General features: G+C 62.4%; 14 protein-coding genes. 4 read left to right on the forward strand and 10 right to left on the reverse strand.

Features of this window, described 5'->3' with window-relative positions; all coding sequences use genetic code 11:
• Positions 1-85 precede the first annotated feature (85 nt).
• Together rpsU and B0G76_RS16145 are read right to left on the reverse strand one after the other, a co-directional pair.
• A complete protein-coding gene (gene rpsU, locus B0G76_RS16140; protein ID WP_120293500.1) occupies positions 86-298 on the reverse strand; it encodes a 30S ribosomal protein S21 in 213 nt (70 codons plus the stop codon).
• A 76-nt stretch (positions 299-374) separates the two neighbouring features.
• A complete protein-coding gene (locus B0G76_RS16145; RefSeq protein ID WP_120293501.1) occupies positions 375-1,586 on the reverse strand; it encodes an NAD(P)/FAD-dependent oxidoreductase in 1,212 nt (403 codons plus the stop codon).
• Between the two features lie 122 nt (positions 1,587-1,708).
• Here B0G76_RS16145 and tsaD point away from each other — a divergent pair, with 122 nt between their 5' ends.
• Complete coding sequence (tsaD, locus tag B0G76_RS16150; RefSeq protein ID WP_120296430.1) at positions 1,709-2,737, forward strand: tRNA (adenosine(37)-N6)-threonylcarbamoyltransferase complex transferase subunit TsaD; 1,029 nt, start codon at positions 1,709-1,711, stop codon at positions 2,735-2,737.
• A gap of 79 nt (positions 2,738-2,816) precedes the next feature.
• On the opposite strand, the gene folE2 is transcribed toward tsaD, so the two are convergent.
• The 4 genes from folE2 to B0G76_RS16170 all read right to left on the reverse strand — a co-directional run bounded on the left by folE2 (position 2,817) and on the right by B0G76_RS16170 (position 7,121).
• On the reverse strand, positions 2,817-3,623 hold the full coding sequence (gene folE2, locus B0G76_RS16155; protein ID WP_120293502.1) for a GTP cyclohydrolase FolE2: 807 nt from the start codon (positions 3,621-3,623) through the stop codon (positions 2,817-2,819).
• A 317-nt stretch (positions 3,624-3,940) separates the two neighbouring features.
• Positions 3,941-5,848, reverse strand: coding sequence for a 1-deoxy-D-xylulose-5-phosphate synthase (dxs, locus tag B0G76_RS16160; protein WP_120296432.1), 1,908 nt, complete (start codon positions 5,846-5,848; stop codon positions 3,941-3,943).
• Positions 5,849-5,934: 86 nt separating this feature from the next.
• Positions 5,935-6,816: a polyprenyl synthetase family protein gene (locus B0G76_RS16165; protein ID WP_120293503.1), complete on the reverse strand. Its 882-nt coding sequence runs from the start codon at positions 6,814-6,816 to the stop codon at positions 5,935-5,937.
• The gene (locus B0G76_RS16170; RefSeq protein ID WP_120293504.1) at positions 6,813-7,121 is read right to left on the reverse strand and encodes an exodeoxyribonuclease VII small subunit; all 309 of its coding nucleotides are present in this window, start codon (positions 7,119-7,121) and stop codon (positions 6,813-6,815) included. The genes B0G76_RS16165 and B0G76_RS16170 overlap by 4 nt, the downstream gene beginning before the upstream one ends.
• A gap of 287 nt (positions 7,122-7,408) precedes the next feature.
• Between B0G76_RS16170 and B0G76_RS16175 the strand changes: the two genes are divergently transcribed.
• Both B0G76_RS16175 and B0G76_RS16180 read left to right on the forward strand, forming a co-directional pair.
• Positions 7,409-8,515: an SRPBCC family protein gene (locus B0G76_RS16175; RefSeq protein WP_120293505.1), complete on the forward strand. Its 1,107-nt coding sequence runs from the start codon at positions 7,409-7,411 to the stop codon at positions 8,513-8,515.
• 197 nt (positions 8,516-8,712) lie between these two features.
• Positions 8,713-9,582, forward strand: coding sequence for a sulfurtransferase (locus tag B0G76_RS16180; RefSeq protein WP_120293506.1), 870 nt, complete (start codon positions 8,713-8,715; stop codon positions 9,580-9,582).
• On the opposite strand, the gene B0G76_RS16185 is transcribed toward B0G76_RS16180, so the two are convergent.
• The 3 genes from B0G76_RS16185 to polA all read right to left on the reverse strand — a co-directional run bounded on the left by B0G76_RS16185 (position 9,579) and on the right by polA (position 14,827).
• Positions 9,579-10,451, reverse strand: coding sequence for a dienelactone hydrolase family protein (locus tag B0G76_RS16185; protein ID WP_120293507.1), 873 nt, complete (start codon positions 10,449-10,451; stop codon positions 9,579-9,581). The genes B0G76_RS16180 and B0G76_RS16185 overlap by 4 nt on opposite strands.
• Before the next feature lie 95 nt (positions 10,452-10,546).
• Positions 10,547-11,896: an NAD(P)/FAD-dependent oxidoreductase gene (locus B0G76_RS16190; RefSeq protein WP_120296434.1), complete on the reverse strand. Its 1,350-nt coding sequence runs from the start codon at positions 11,894-11,896 to the stop codon at positions 10,547-10,549.
• A gap of 189 nt (positions 11,897-12,085) precedes the next feature.
• Positions 12,086-14,827, reverse strand: coding sequence for a DNA polymerase I (gene polA / locus B0G76_RS16195; RefSeq protein ID WP_120293508.1), 2,742 nt, complete (start codon positions 14,825-14,827; stop codon positions 12,086-12,088).
• 1 nt (position 14,828) lies between these two features.
• Between polA and B0G76_RS16200 the strand changes: the two genes are divergently transcribed.
• The gene (locus B0G76_RS16200) at positions 14,829-15,572 is read left to right on the forward strand and encodes a TIGR00730 family Rossman fold protein (protein ID WP_063498463.1); all 744 of its coding nucleotides are present in this window, start codon (positions 14,829-14,831) and stop codon (positions 15,570-15,572) included.
• A gap of 28 nt (positions 15,573-15,600) precedes the next feature.
• On the opposite strand, the gene B0G76_RS16205 is transcribed toward B0G76_RS16200, so the two are convergent.
• Positions 15,601-16,563 carry a transcriptional regulator GcvA gene (locus B0G76_RS16205; RefSeq protein WP_259460600.1) on the reverse strand — a complete coding sequence of 321 codons (963 nt, stop codon included), beginning with the start codon at positions 16,561-16,563 and terminating at the stop codon, positions 15,601-15,603.
• Between the last annotated feature and the right edge of the window lie 46 nt (positions 16,564-16,609).

Raw genomic sequence — 16,609 nt, forward strand, 5'->3', positions numbered from 1 at the left:
GCCGTGTTTTCCGCGACGGCACCTGCTGCGCCGTCACCGTTGGATGTCGCCGCTCCGTTCAACGGGAACCGCGGCAACGCCAGAATCAGTAGAACTTCTTTGGCAGCATCTGGCCACGCAGACGCTTGAAATGACGCTTAACCGCAGCCGCCTTCTTGCGCTTGCGCTCAGCCGTAGGCTTTTCGTAAAACTCGCGGGCGCGAAGTTCCGTCAGCAACCCGTTTTTCTCCATCGTGCGCTTGAAGCGCCGCATGGCAACTTCAAACGGCTCGTTGTCTTTTACGCGGATGATCGTCATTTTTCAATAACGGAACTTTGTAAAGGTTCAGGAGTATAGCAGAGCTTTCTCACAAAGCTAATGCGCCGTCAAGCCCCTAGAAAACGTACTCCGCAGCCGCCTGGCCGGCCGCCACACCGGAGGCCCACGCCCATTGGAAATTGTAGCCGCCGAGCCAGCCGGTCACGTCGACCGCCTCGCCGATGAAGTACAAACCGGGCGCCCGGGCGCTCATCATCGTCGCCGATGACAGGTCGCGCGTATCGATGCCGCCGCGCGTGACTTCGGCCTTGCGGTAGCCTTCGGTGCCGTTCGGGGTGAGCGTCCAGCGCGACAATGCCTCGCCGACGCGGCGCAACGTCTTGTCCGGCAGATCGGCCACGCGCGCTTCGGCGGGAATCTGGTGGGTTTCCAGCCAGACATGGGCGAGCCGTTGCGGCACCCATTCCGAGAGCAGATTGGCGATCTGGCGCCTGGTGCCGGTTTTGGCTTCCAGCAAGGCGCTCGTGGCGTCCTGCTCGGGCAGCAGATTGATGTGAATCGGCTCGCCAGGCTGCCAGTAGCTCGAAATCTGCAGCACGCCCGGGCCCGACAGGCCGCGGTGCGTAAGCAGCAGGTCTTCGTTGAACTCGGCACCGGTCTTTTTGTTGCCGGTCGCCAGTTGCACGTCGAGCGATACGCCGGAGAGCGCCGAGAACGGCTCCCAGTCGGTCGGCGCGAAGGTCAGCGGAACTAGCGCGGGACGCGTGTCGATCAGCTTGTGGCCGAATTGCTTGGCGACGCGGTAGGCGAAATCGGTGGCGCCAATCTTGGGAATCGACAGGCCGCCGGTCGCCACCACGAGCGCGCGGGCCGTGATCGGGCCCGAGTGGGTGTCCAGCGTGAACCATCCTTCGGCATCATGGCGCACCTGTTCGACCGCGAGCGGCGTGCGCCATGCAATACGGCCCGCGTCGCATTCGTTCTTCAGTACGTTGATGACTGCGTCGCTCGACTGATCGCAAAACAACTGCCCCTTATGCTTCTCGTGCCACGTCACGTGATGGCGCTTGAGGAGCGCCATGAAGTCACGCGGCGTATAGCGCGCCAGCGCCGAGCGGCAGAAATGGGGGTTGGCCGAAAGGTAGTTGGCCGGTCCGGCATACAGATTCGTGAAGTTGCACCGGCCGCCGCCGGAAATGCGGATTTTTTCCGCGAGGCGCTGCGAGTGGTCGATCAGCACCACGCGACGGCCAAGTTGCCCGGCCACGGCCGCGCACATCATGCCGGCCGCGCCCGCGCCGATCACTGCGATATCAAAGGATTCCATGGGGCCGCATTGTACCCGCGCGTCTGCGGCGCCCTGTCCGCGCTGCTATACTTTAACGCTCGCCTTTTCACTTTTTGGGCGCTGGAGTGGCTTCACTCGTGCGCCCGTTCAAATCGCCCATCATGCTCGTTCTCGGCATCGAAAGCTCCTGCGACGAAACCGGTCTCGCGCTCTACGACACAGAGCGCGGCCTGCTCGCGCACGCGCTGCATTCGCAAATTGCGATGCACCGGGAATACGGCGGCGTGGTGCCGGAGTTGGCGTCGCGCGACCATATCCGGCGCGCGCTGCCGCTGCTCGAAGAGGTGATGGAACGCACGGGCGCGGTGCGCGGCGACATCGACGCGATCGCCTATACGCAGGGCCCAGGCCTCGCGGGCGCGCTGCTGGTCGGCGCGAGCGTCGCCAATTCGCTAGCCATGGCATGGGACAAGCCGACCATCGGCATCCACCATCTCGAAGGGCACCTGCTGTCGCCGCTGCTGGTGGACGAGCCGCCGCCGTTTCCGTTCGTCGCGCTCCTGGTATCAGGTGGCCATACGCAGTTGATGCGCGTAACGGACGTGGGCGTCTACGAAACGCTCGGCGAAACGCTGGACGACGCCGCTGGCGAAGCTTTCGACAAAACCGCAAAGCTTCTCGGCCTCGGTTATCCGGGCGGCCCGGAAGTGTCGCGAATGGCTGAATTCGGCACCCCGGGCGCAGTCGTCCTGCCGCGCCCGATGCTGCATTCCGGCGACCTCGATTTCAGCTTCAGCGGCCTGAAGACCGCGGTCCTCACGCATGCCAAGAAGCTGGGCGGCACGAATATCTGCGAGCAGGCGAAAGCCGATCTGGCGCGCGGTTTCGTCGACGCGGCCGTGGAAGTGCTGGCGGCGAAATCGCTGGCCGCGCTCAAACGGACCAAGCTCAATCGACTGGTGGTCGCGGGCGGGGTCGGTGCGAACCGGCAACTGCGGGAGGCACTTTCCGCCGCGGCGAAGAAACGCAATTTTTTCGTGCACTACCCGGACCTCTCTCTGTGCACGGACAACGGCGCAATGATCGCGCTGGCCGGCGCATTGCGATTGCAACGCTGGCCCGATCAATCGTGCAAAGACTACGCATTCACGGTGAAGCCGCGCTGGGATCTGACGTCCCTCGCACGCTGAGTCGCGACCTGATGGCGTAAAAAAAGCCGCTCGGAAGAGCGGCTTTTCTATTTGAGCCGTGTCGTGTCAGACAAGCGAATCACGCCGCCCGCTTATCCCGCTCAATCACCGCATACGCGCTGTGATTGTGAATCGATTCGAAGTTCTCAGCTTCAAGCACATAAGCGACGATGCGCTCGTCCGCATTCAGACGCTGCGCGACGTCGCGCACCAGGTCTTCGACGAACTTCGGGTTTTCGTAAGCACGCTCGGTGACGAACTTCTCATCCGGGCGCTTGAGCAAGCCCCACAGTTCGCACGAGGCTTCTTCTTCAGCGATACGAACCAGTTCTTCCACCGCCACGTCGCCCGCCAGCTCGGCGTTGATGGTGACGTGCGAACGCTGGTTGTGCGCGCCGTACTGCGAAATCTTTTTCGAGCACGGGCACAGGCTCGTGACCGGCACCAGCACCTTCAGGAACAAACGCGTCGCGCCGTTGCGAGTCTCGCCTGCCAACGTTACTTCGTAGTCCAGCAGACTTTGCACGCCCGACACCGGCGCGGTCTTATTCATGAAGTACGGGAACGACACTTCGATGCGACCCGCCTCGGCCTCGAGCTTTTCGAGCATCGCGGCGAGCATGGTGCGGAACGTGGCCGCCTCGAGCGGCGCCTTGTTCTCTTCAAGCAGCGCAACGAAGCGAGACATGTGCGTGCCCTTCTGATCGGCAGGCAGATGTACGTCGAGATTCCACGTGCCCACAGAAGGCTGCACTTCGCCGCTTTGCGTGCGCACCGTCAACGGATGACGCACTGCCTTGACGCCGACTCGTTGAATCGGAATCTGACGCGTATCGGGCGTGCTCTGCACGTCGGGCATCACAAAGGCGGGGTTCATCTGGTTCATATTCTTGTCCTTTCAAGAAAACGCCGGGCCGTCCCACGTTTTCCGCTCCGCGGGAAATCCCCCGCCCCGAAGGAAGTCCTTGGAGGATTAGGGGACTGCCCCTTGGGGAAGTGTCGCAAAGCGACAGATTGGGGGGCGCTCAGCGGCCGTGCGAATCAGGGCGCACAACGGCGAACGCCGGCCCCTGCCGGCGTTGGATGATGGACCCGAAGGTCCATCGATTCAAGTTGGAGATTGCTATGACCGCCATAGCCGCGGCACAGCGCACGGCAGAGCGGCTGAACGACTCCGTCAATCGACGCAGCTAATCGACGCCGTTAAGCGACGCGCTTCACCGAGGATTGACCGGCGACCGCGCCGCTCGAAAGAAAGCGTTCGCGAATCGACTTGGCGATGCCTGCGGCGTCGAGACCACACGCGGCGAGCAGCTTGGCCGGATCTCCATGATCGATGAAGCGATCCGGAAGACCCAATTGTAGTACGGGCCGCATAACCCCACTTTCAAGCAGGGCTTCGACGCAAGCCGAACCCGCGCCGCCCATCACACAGCCTTCTTCGACCGTGACGACGGCGTCGTGCGTTTCGGCCAGTTGACGAACCAGCTCGGCGTCCAGCGGCTTCACGAAGCGCATGTTCGCCACTGTGGCGTCCAGTTGCTCAGCAGCGGCCAGCGACGGCGCAACCATCGTGCCGAACGCCAGAATCGCAATCCGCTTGCCGGCCGGTTGCGCGGTTTCGCGACGGATCTCGCCCTTGCCAAGCGGCAGTGCGGTCATCTGCTTGACGGTTGCCACGCCAGTGCCGGCGCCGCGCGGATAGCGCACCGCCGTCGGATTCGGCTGTTGCAACGCCGTGTACAGCATCTGACGACATTCGTTTTCGTCCGATGGCGCCATCACGGTCATGTTCGGAATGCAGCGCATAAACGCCAGATCGTAAGCGCCCGCATGCGTGGCGCCGTCCGCGCCGACCAGACCCGCACGGTCGATGGCGAACACCACCGGCAGGTTTTGCAGCGCGACGTCGTGGATCAGCTGGTCATACGCGCGTTGCAGGAAGGTCGAGTAGATCGCGACCACCGGCTTCATGCCGTCCGCGGCCAGACCGCCGGCGAACGTCACGGCGTGCTGCTCGGCAATGCCGACGTCGAAGTAGCGATCCGGGAAACGCTTCTCGAACTCGACCATGCCCGAGCCTTCACGCATGGCCGGCGTGATACCGATCACGCGCGCGTCCAGTTCCGCCGCGTCGCACAGCCATTCGCCGAACACCTGCGTGTAGGTTTTTTTCGACGGCGTGGTGGCCGGCTTGATGCCTTCAGCCGGGTTGAACTTGCCCGGGCCGTGGTACAGCACCGGATCGGCTTCAGCCAGCTTGTAGCCCTGCCCCTTCTTCGTCACGACGTGCAGGAATTGCGGACCACGCAGTTCCTTGATGTTCTGCAGCGTCGGGATCAGCGAATCGAGGTCGTGACCGTCGATCGGGCCGATGTAGTTGAAACCGAACTCTTCGAAGAGCGTGGCCGGCACGATCATGCCCTTCGCGTGCTCTTCGAGCTTGCGCGCCAGATCGAGCATAGGCGGCGCGACGCGCAGCACGCGTTCGACGCCCGCACGCGCGGCAGCATAGAAGCGGCCCGACATCAGGCGCGCCAGATGGCGATTCAGCGCGCCGACCGGCGGCGAAATCGACATGTCGTTGTCGTTGAGGATGACCAGCAGCGGCACGTCGTCTTCAACGCCTGCGTTGTTCATCGCCTCGAAGGCCATGCCGGCCGTCATCGCGCCGTCGCCGATCACGGCGATGCCCATGCGATTTTCGCCCTGCAGCTTGCTCGCGACCGCCATGCCGAGCGCGGCCGAGATCGAGGTGCTGGAGTGCGCGGTGCCGAAGGTGTCGTATTCCGACTCGTCGCGCTTCGGAAAGCCCGAGATGCCGCCGAGCTGACGCAGCGTGTGCATCTTGTCGCGGCGGCCGGTCAGGATCTTGTGCGGATACGTTTGATGGCCGACGTCCCACACGATCCGGTCGCGTGGCGTATCGAACACGTAGTGCAGAGCAATGGTCAACTCGACCGTGCCGAGATTGGACGAAAGATGGCCGCCCGTCTGCGATACGCTGTCGAGCACAAAAGCACGCAACTCGTCGGCAAGCGGTTGCAATTGGCGGCGATCAAGGCGGCGCAGGGCTGCCGGGTCGTCGATGGTTTTCAGCAAGTCGTACATCGTCGTTCCATTGTAGGAAAACTTACGCGCCCGCACTTCATACATGCACCCCGTAGCAAAAGGTGCGCGGCGGCGGGCTTTCGCGTTCAGCTAACCCGGTTCACCACCAGGTCGGCCAATTCGGCAAGACGCTGCGCACGCGCGCCAAACGGCGCAATCGCAGCATGAGCGTCGCTGCGCAGTTGCGCTGCGAGCGCACGCGACGCATCTAGCCCAATAATCGACACGTAGGTCGGCTTACCGTCCTTCGCATCTTTACCCGCCGTTTTGCCAAGCGTCGCGGAATCGGTCGTGACGTCGAGAATATCGTCGACAACCTGAAACGCGAGGCCGACAGCGGCCGCATACGCGTCGAGCGAACGCATTGCGTCCGCATTCGGCGTTTCGCCCGCCAGCGCGCCCATGCGCACCGCAGCACGCAGCAAGGCGCCGGTTTTCATCCGGTGCATGGTTTCCAGTTGCGGGCGCGTCAGCGTATGGCCGACGCTCGCGAGATCGATGGCCTGGCCGCCGCACATGCCGATCGAGCCGCTCGCCAACGCCAGTTCACGCACGAGCGATGCCTGCTGCTGCGGCGCCAGCACGTCCGATGTCAGCGCGACGAATGCCTGCGCCTGCAGCGCGTCGCCGACCAGCAGTGCGGTGGCTTCGTCATACTTGACGTGTACCGTGGGTTTGCCGCGACGCAGTGCGTCGTCGTCCATGCAGGGCATGTCGTCGTGCACGAGCGAGTACACGTGGATCATTTCCAGCGCCGCTGCTGCTGCGTCGAGGCACTCGGGGCGCGCGCCGGTCAGCTCGCCGGCCGCATGGCACAGCAGCGGGCGCACCCGCTTGCCGCCGCCCAGCACCGCATAGCGCATGGCTTCGTGCAGTTTGGCCGGCTCGGTCGTCTCCGTGGGCAAATAGTGTTCTAGTGCCGATTCGACACGTTCGAGTACCGCGCGTGTCCATTGTTCGAATGTCATAGGTCGTCCCCGCTTTCAGTAGCGGCTGTGCCTGCGGTATTCATGGGCAGCGGCTTGAGCGTCTCGCCATCGAGCACGCGCACCTGCTGCTCGACCTTCTCGAGCTGCTGCTGGCAAAACGCCACAAGAGCCGCACCGCGCCGGTAGGCCGCGAGCGACTCCTCGAGGCTGAGATTGCCGCCTTCCATGCGCGCAACCAGCCCCTCCAGCTCGGCCTGGGCCGCCTCGTAGTTCTCGGGCAGCGGCGGGGTATCGACGCCTTCAGCAGGCGCGGCAGCAGTATCTTTCGACGCGGTCTTCGCCATGAATAGTCGCAAAATTAAAACAAGTCGGACATTCTACGGCAAAAGCGACATTTCCGATCCGGTGGCCAGCCCAGGCCCCGCTATTGCCCTCCGTGTCCGGCCCTCAGTCTCGCAGAAAAAAAACGATTGGTCTGCGGCGAAAACCTTGAACTTCCTTGACATTTTTGACCCAAATCAGGCACTTAAGCGCCCCAAGGAAGGGGAATCGGGTATAATCGCGGGCTCCCTAAATCGAATCTATCGATGGTTGGGTTGTTCACTGCTTTCACGTCTTCACGGGAGTGGGAATGTCCAATCTGAGCAATGCATTGCAGTTGCGGTCTGTCCACAGCCAGCTGCCAGTCACGGCTTACTTTGACGAAGCGCTTCTAACGCGCGAAATCGAAACCCTTTTCAAGAAAGGTCCTCGCTACATCGGCCACGATCTCATGGTGCCCGAAGCGGGGAATTATTTTGCTTTGCCGAGCGAGAGCGAAGGGCGTGTGCTCGTCCGTAACCAGCAGTCGCAAGTCGAGCTGCTGTCGAACGTGTGCCGCCACCGGCAAGCCATCATGCTCAACGGCCGCGGCCAGACGGAGAACATCGTCTGCCCCCTGCACCGCTGGACGTACGACCTGAACGGCCAGCTCCTCGGTGCGCCTCATTTTGCGGATAACCCTTGCCTGAATCTCGGCGCCACGCCGCTGCAGAACTGGCAAGGCCTGCTGTTCGAAGCGCAGGGGCGCGACGTCGCACGGGATCTGGCGCGCCTCGGCACCAAGCAACATTTCGATTTTTCGGGCTTCATGTTCGATCACGTCGAAGTGCACGAGTGCAACTACAACTGGAAGACCTTTATCGAGGTCTATCTGGAGGACTACCACGTCGCGCCGTTCCATCCGGGCCTCGGCAGCTTCGTCAATTGCGACGACCTGACGTGGGAATTCGGCGAGTGGTACAGCGTGCAGACGGTGGGCGTCCACAAGGATCTGGAGCAGCCAGGCAGCCCTACGTACCGTAAATGGCACGACGAGGTTCTGCGCTTCCGCGGCGGCAATCCGCCCGATTTCGGCGCGATCTGGATGGTGTACTACCCCGGCATCATGATCGAGTGGTATCCGCACGTGCTGGTCGTGTCGTGGTTGATTCCGCGCGGTCCGCAGAAAACCACCAATGTGGTGGAGTTCTATTACCCTGAGGAAATCGCGCTGTTCGAACGCGAGTTCGTCGAGGCAGAGCGCGCCGCCTATATGGAAACGGCCCGCGAAGACGACGAGATCGCCGAGCGCATGGACGCAGGCCGCCGCGCGCTGATGCAACGCGGCGAATCCCAGGTCGGCCCGTATCAAAGTCCGATGGAAGACGGCATGCAGCACTTCCATGAATTCTTGCGGCGCGAACTCGGCGCAATCTGATCCGCGCGCTCCGCATTGACCGGCGTTTGAGCCGACCTTTGCTCAAAGCGCATCAAAGCATGGAAAGACGGGCTTCGGCCCGTCTTTTTTTGTTTAGACTATCAGTATCGTTCGGCCATTCGCTAACGGCGCCAAGCCGCCGGGCAAGCGCCGCAATCGCCCGCTTTACAACCATCTTGCATGGGACCGGAGACGTCATGCCGCACACTCACTACACCACTCTCATCTCCGCGACCAACCTCGCGGAACGGCTAACCGCCGCGCCGGGCAGCGTGTTCGTCATTGATTGCCGTTTCGATCTGGCCGACACCGAGGCGGGCGAGAAAGCCTATCTGGCCGGGCATTTGCCGGGCGCGCATTATCTGCACCTCGATCGCGATCTGTCAGGGCCAAAGAACGGCCTCAATGGCCGCCACCCGCTGCCGGACCGCGCGCGGCTAGTGGAGACACTGGAGTCTCGCGGGCTCAAGCAGGGTCAGCAGGTTGTCGCCTATGACGCACAGGGCGGCATGTACGCCGCGCGCGCGTGGTGGCTGCTGCGTTGGCTCGGCCATGACGCGGTTGCGCTGCTCGACGGTGGATTGCAAGCCTGGCAGGCCGCCGGCCACCCGTTGACGCAAGACGCACCGGCGCAGAACACGGGCGACTTCAAAGCGGGCGCACCGCTTTCCGTCACCGTCGACGCGCAGACCGTCGAGCGCAATCTCGGCACGAAAGAACGCGTCGTGGTCGATGCGCGCGCGAACGATCGCTATCGCGGCGAGAACGAAACGCTGGATCGCGTCGGCGGCCATATTCCTGGCGCGCTCAACCGGTTCTTCAAAGACAACCTCACGGCCGACGGCCGCTACAAACCGGCGCACACGCTGCGTGAGGAGTTCCGCGCATTGCTGGGCGACACGTCACCGGAACACGTCGTCCTGCAATGTGGCTCGGGTGTGACAGCATGCGTGAACGCGCTCGCGATGGAGGTCGCCGGCATGCATGGCGCGGCGCTCTATGCGGGATCGTGGAGCGAATGGAGTTCCGATCCGAAGCGGCCGGTTGCAACGGGTCCGAATCCCTAAGCGACCCCGTGCTGCTTGAACCAGAGCAGCGCCCGCCGCCAGCCGTCCTCGGCATCGGCCTTTTTGTAACTCGGCCGGTAGTCGGCGAAAAACGCGTGGCCTGCATCGTCGTACACGACGAATTGTGAGCCGCGGCCCGCTTGAGGACCCTGCGCGATGGCCTGCTTCATCTGCGCAAGCGTGTCTTGCGGAATGCTTTGATCCTGCCGCCCGTATAACCCCAACACCGGCGCATGCAGATCGCCAACACGATCGAGCGGGTTCGCGGGCGTGGTCGCGCTGTGATCTCCGCTCACGCGTCCGTACCAGGCGACCGCGGTCTTGAGCCGCGGATTGTGCTCCGCGTACAGCCACGCAATCCGCCCGCCCCAGCAAAAGCCATTCACGCCCAGCCGGTTCAGGTCGCCGCCGTGCTCGCCCGCCCATGCGACGGTAGCGTCGAGGTCGTCCAGCGCCTGCTCGTCCGGCACCTTGCTGAGAATCTGATTGCTGATCTGCTGGATGGTCGGCAGCATCATCGGATCGCCCTCGCGGACGAACAGGTCCGGTGCGATCGCCAGATATCCGAGCTTGGCAAAGCGCCGGCACACGTCGGCAATATGCTCGTGCACGCCGAACGCCTCATGGATCACGATGATCACCGGCAGATGCGTCTTGCCCTTCGGCTGCGCGCGATAGGCCGGCACGAGCGTATCGCCCGAACGCACGCCGATCTCGCCGGCTTCAAGACCGTCGCTATCGGTATGGATGGTTTGCGCCGACACCGGCAGCACGGCTGCGGCGAATCCGGTGCCGAGTGCGGCCTTGATAAAGGTACGGCGATTGAAGGGAACGTGCGGGACCAGGCTGTCGATGTCAGGTTTCAGCATGCGGCGCTCCTCAGGCAAAGGTTGGATGCAACAGGATACGCTTCACCCGCATCCTGTTGCAGAAGCAACCAACCTTCTCAAGCGCGGCCAGGACGTTAGTGCAGCTTGACCCGCGGCAGCGTAGTGCGCCGCAACCAGTGCGCGAAGGTATCGAGCACCATCCGCGCGTAGCCGTGCAGCGCCGCGATATGCAGCCGGTACAGCGACATGTACATGAAGCGCGCGAACAGCCCTTCGATCAGCATATTGCCGCCGATCACACCGCCCATCAGATTGCCGACCGCGCTGAAGTGCCCGAGCGACACCAGCGAGCCAAAATCGCGGTAGGTAAATTCGGGCAGCGGCTTGTTCTCCAGCCGGGCCGCAAGCGCCTTCATCAGGAAGCTCGCCTGCTGGTGCGCCGCTTGCGCGCGCGGCGGCACGTTGCGCTCGTTGCCCGGCCATGGGCAGGCCGCACAATCGCCGAGCGCGAAGATGTTGTCGTCGACCTCGGTTTGCAGCGTGCGGCGCACGATGAGTTGCCCCAGACGGTTGACCGGCAGGCCGTCGAGCTCACTCAGGATGGCGGGCGCCTTGATGCCCGCCGCCCACACCGTCAGATCGGCACGCACGGTTTTGCCGCTGGCCGTGCGGATCATGCCGGGCGCGACCTCCGCCACGGTCTCGCCGATCATCAGCTTCACGCCGAGCTTGGTGAGCAATTCCGCGGTGGCCGTCGACACACGCTCCTGCAAGGCCGGCAAAATGCGCGGGCCTGCCTCGATCAGCACGATGCCGACGTCGTGCCGCGGATCGAGCTTATGCAGGCCGTACGCGGACAACACCTGAGCCGTATTGCGCAACTCAGCTGAGAGTTCGACGCCCGTCGCACCGCCGCCGACGATCGCCACCTGGATGCGCGGCTCGGAGGAAGGCGTCGTGCCCGGGTTCGATTCGACAGGTTCATGCACCTGATGCTCGGCCCGCATACAGGCCGCGATCAGGCGTTTGCGGAAACGCTCGGCCTGGCTGACCGTATCGAGTGCGAGAGAAAACTCGGGCGCGCCCTTCACGCCGAAGAACGCCGTGGTGCTGCCGATCGCGACGATCAGCGTGTCGTATTCGAGTTGGCGTTCGGGCAGCAGTTCTGCGCCATCGTCGTCGAGCACCGTGCCGAGCGTCAGACGTTTGTTCGCACGGTCCAGACCGGTCAGCTCACCCTGCTGAAACTCGAAACCATGCCAGCGCGCTTGTGCCGCATATTCGAGTTCCTGGGTGAACGGGTCCATGCTGCCGGCTGCCACTTCATGCAGCAGCGGCTTCCAGATATGGGTTGGATTACGGTCGACGAGCGTGACTTGCGCGCGTATACCGCTTTTGTTTTTATTGCGTGCATAGCGGTCGCCTAAGCGCGTCGCCAGCTCCAATCCCCCCGCGCCCCCGCCAACGACGATAAATCGATGCATTGAACTCTCCGTATTTGCCGATGGGTTGTGCGTCTCGACGGCGCGCATGAAGCCGCGCTTGAAACATGAAGCGCGCGCCGTCTGTTCTGGCGATTGTCCGCGAGCGGCACGGGTTGTCACAAGCTATCAAAACGCATATGTGACATGCGCACGACGTTATCGTCTTTCAAGCGCGCCGTCACATTCACGTCAATGCGCTTCTTCCCAGTTCAAACCGGCGCCCACTTCAGCGACCAGTGGCACTTTGAGCGCGGCGACACCGCACATCAGTTCCGGCAAGCGCTTGCGTACATCGGACAATTCCGCGTCCGGCACTTCGAGAATCAGTTCGTCGTGCACCTGCATGATCATGCGCGTACCGACCTTCGACTCTTCGATCCACTTCTGCACCGCGATCATCGACAGCTTGATCAGATCGGCGGCCGTGCCTTGCATGGGCGCGTTGATTGCCGCGCGCTCCGCTGCCTGACGGCGCGGACCGTTGCCGCCGTTGATCTCCGGCAGCCACAGGCGGCGGCCGAACGCTGTTTCCACGTAGCCCTTGGCCTTCGCGCTCAGACGCGTTTCGTCCATATAACGCGCGACGCCCGGATAACGCGCGAAGTAGCGATCGATATACAGCTTGGCCGCATCGCGCGTAATGCCGAGATTGGCGGCCAGGCCGAACGCGCTCATGCCGTAGATCAGGCCGAAGTTGATGACCTTCGCCACACGCCGTTGATCGTTCGACACTTCGAGCGGCGTCACGCTGAAAATTTCCGCCGCCGTGGCGCAGTGAATGTCTTCCCCTTGCGAGAAGGCACGCAGCAGCGATTCGTCGCCGGAAATGTGCGCCATGATGCGCAACTCGATCTGCGAGTAGTCGGCGGAGACGAGCCTGTGGCCCGGAGGCGCGATAAACGCCTCGCGAATGCGGCGGCCTTCGCCGGTGCGCACGGGGATGTTCTGCAGGTTCGGATCGTTCGACGCCAGCCGGCCCGTGACCGCCACGGCCTGCGCATAGTTCGTATGGACACGGCCGGTGGTGGCGTTGACCATGCGCGGCAGCTTGTCCGTGTAGGTCGATTTCAGTTTCGACAAGCCGCGATGTTCGAGCAGGATCTTCGGCAGCGGGTAGTCTTCGGCAAGCTTTTGCAGCACTTCTTCATCGGTGGACGGCGCGCCGCTCGGGGTCTTCTTGATCACCGGCAATTCGAGCTTCTCAAAGAAGATCTGACCGATCTGCTTCGGCGAACCCAGATTGAATTCGCCGCCGGCCAGCACGTACGCTTCGCTCTCCAGTTGAATCAGACGCGCGGCGATTTCAGTGCTTTGCGCGCGCAGCTTCTCGGCGTCGATCAGCACGCCGGTACGCTCCATCTTGCGCAAGACGCGCGAGGTCGGCACTTCGATGTCGCGATACACGTAGTCGAGTGTTTTCTCCGCGGCCACTTGCGGATACAAGGCCTGATGCAAACGCAAGGTGATGTCGGCGTCTTCAGCCGCGTATTCGGCGGCCGTTTCCAGCGCGACTTCGTCGAAGCCGATTTGCGACGCACCTTTACCCGCGACCTCTTCGTACTTGATCGTCTTGATGCCGAGATGGCGCAGCGCGAGGCTGTCCATGTCGTGCGTGCGGTGTGATTCGAGCACGTACGATTCCAGTAGCGTGTCGTGTTCGACGCCGCGCATTTCGATGCCGTAGTTCGCCAGCACCTGTTCGTCGTACTTCATGTGCTGGCCGACCTTCTTGTGCTCGGCGCTTTCCAGCCACGGCTTCAGCTTCGCCAGCACTTCGTCGCGCGGCAGTTGCACGGGCGCGTCCGGACCACGATGCGCAACCGGCACATAAGCGGCATAGCCAGGTTCGACCGAGAACGACAACCCCACGATTTGCGCGGTCATCGGATCGAGCGAGGTGGTTTCGGTATCGAACGCCGTCAACCCGGCGGCATTGATTTTCTCAAGCCAGGAGTCGAACTGCTCCCAGGTTTGCACCGTGTCGTAGTGACGTTCGTGATCCACAGTGAGCGCCGGCGGCACATCGGTCTCGGGACCTTCCACGGCTTCTGCGACTTCCACCTCACGCAGCCAGGTCTTGAAGCCGTTGCGCGTGAAGACGTCGCGTAGTTCTTCGCGCGATTCCGGCCGGCTTTCCAGGCTTTCTTCGATCGACACGATATGGCCGGTCAGATCGCACTGACGCTCGACGGTGACGAGTTTCTTCGCCATCGGCAGAAAATCGAGCGCACGTCGCAGATTGTCTCCTACCGCACCTTTGATTTCGTCCGCATGTGCGACGATGCCATCGAGTGTCTCGTACTGCGTCAGCCATTTGATCGCCGTTTTCGGCCCGCATTTGTCGACGCCTGGCACGTTGTCGACGGTATCGCCGATCAGCGACAGGTAGTCGATGATGCGCTCCGGCGGCACGCCGAATTTGGCGATCACGCCTTCGCGGTCGAGCTTCTCATTAGTCATCGTATTGATGAGGGTGACATGATCCGACACGAGCTGCGCCAGATCCTTGTCCCCAGTCGACACGATCACATTCATGCCGCGTTTTTCCGCCTCGGTGCTGAGCGTGCCGATCACGTCGTCGGCTTCGACGCCTTCGATCATCAGGAGTGGCCAGCCGAGCGCGCGCACGGCGACGTGAATCGGCTCGATCTGACGCGAGAGGTCGTCCGGCATCGACGGGCGGTTCGCCTTATAGTCGGCATACCAGTCGTCACGGAATGTTTTGCCCTTGGCGTCGAACACGCACGCGCTATACTCTGCTGTGACTTCCTTGCGCATGCGCCGCAGCATGTTGATCATTCCATAGAGCGCACCCGTCGGACCACCTTCGGGTCCGCGCAGATCAGGCATCGCATGGTAGGCCCGGTACAGATAACTCGAACCGTCGACCAATAGCAGGGTCTTACCTTCTAGGCTTCGTTCTTCAGGCATTATGACTAAGAGAAAAGTGATTCCGAGTCTGCGATCACTCGCAGATCAAGAGCGCGCAACGGCTAAGAAGGCCCGCGCATCGTGGCAGATGTTCACGATTATGGCAGAGTTTATCGAGGCGACCGAGTACCTCTCGGAGATTCGTCCGGCTGTCAGCATCTATGGTTCAGCGCGCCTGAAACCGAACTCGCCGTATTACAAACTTGCCACGCAAATCGCGCGCAAGCTCTCGGACGCGGGCTTCGCGGTCATCTCGGGCGGCGGCCCCGGCATCATGGAAGCAGCCAACAAGGGCGCCCATGCGGGGAAGGCCCCGTCGGTCGGCCTGAACATCGAACTGCCGCACGAGCAATCGGGCAATCAGTGGCAGGACATCTCGCTGCGTTTCCGCCATTTCTTCACGCGCAAAGTCACGTTCGTGAAGAACTCAGACGCGGTGATCGTGATGCCGGGCGGCTTCGGCACGCTAGACGAACTCGCTGAAGTCCTCACGCTGATTCAAACCAAGAAGTCGCGCCACGTGCCGATCATTCTGGTGGGCGGCGAGTTCTGGGAAGGCCTGCTTGCGTGGTTCAAGAACTCGCTGACGCCAATGGGCCTGATCAATCCGACGGATATGGACTTGATGCAGGTGATCGACGATCCGGACCAGGTACTCGAAGCGGTGTTGAAGTTCTATGAAGACCGCGAAGAAGCCGAACCGCATCCGGTCAAATCGGATGAAGACCGGATGTTCTATCTGTAATGCTGAACCTTCGCGCCCGGTGTGCGAATTAAGTATGCGTTGTTGAATGTGCATTGAACAACGCGCGCGAGTTCTGGCGGGCGGCCCCCAGGTCGCTCGCTTCCGCTACATCGGTCTGATCACCCTGCGCTTGCAGCCATTCGCAGAACTGCGCCACTAGCGGCGCCTGCGCGACCTCCCGCCTCGCCACCCACCAATAGCCGCGTGCATCAATACGCGGTCCGGCCAATGGCACGACGAGCCGTCCCGATGCCAGCTCATCCGCCAGCAAAGGCAACGGGCCGAGCGCCACGCCGAGTCCATCCACCGCGGCTTGCAAGGCCAGATAGAAGTGATCGAACGACTGCTTCTTCCGGCATTTCGCCGTTACGCCCGCGGCGGATAACCAGTTGCCCCACGCATCGGGACGCGTGTCCGAATGCAGCAGCACATGCTTCGCCAGATCGTCGGCTGTGTTGATCGGCGAGCGTTGCAGGAGCGCGGGACTGCACACTGGAGTCTCGCTCTCACCCAGGAAATGACCGCTCACGCAATTAGGCCAATGCGCGGGACCGCGCCGCACCGCGACGTCGAAGCTATCCAGCGTTTCGACCGGTGCGTTAGAAGTCGATAAGCGCAGCTCCGCATTCGGCACCTTGCGCTGGAACTGATGGAGCCGCGGCAGCAGCCATTTCATCGCGAAGGTCGGCAATGCATTCACCCGCAGTACATGAACGACGCCGGTGTCGCGCAATTGGTCCGTGGCAAGCGCGATGCTGTCGAATGCGGCCTGCACGGTAGCCAGATAGCGGCGCCCGTCGTCGGTCAAACGCACGCGCTTGCCGCGGCGATGGAACACCTGCACGCCAAGCCACATTTCAAACGCCGCGACTTGCCGGCTGATTGCACCGTGCGTCACATGCAATTCGTTCGCCGCGGCAGTGAAGCTTTCGTGCCGTGCCGCAGCTTCGAAGGCGCGCAGCGCAGGAAAAGGAGGTAGTTGACGAGCCATGCTTGTGATTCTAGATCACAAAGGCGTGCTCAAAAATCGTTTTGCT

The organism is Paraburkholderia sp. BL23I1N1 (genome assembly GCF_003610295.1).
GTDB lineage: Bacteria > Pseudomonadota > Gammaproteobacteria > Burkholderiales > Burkholderiaceae > Paraburkholderia.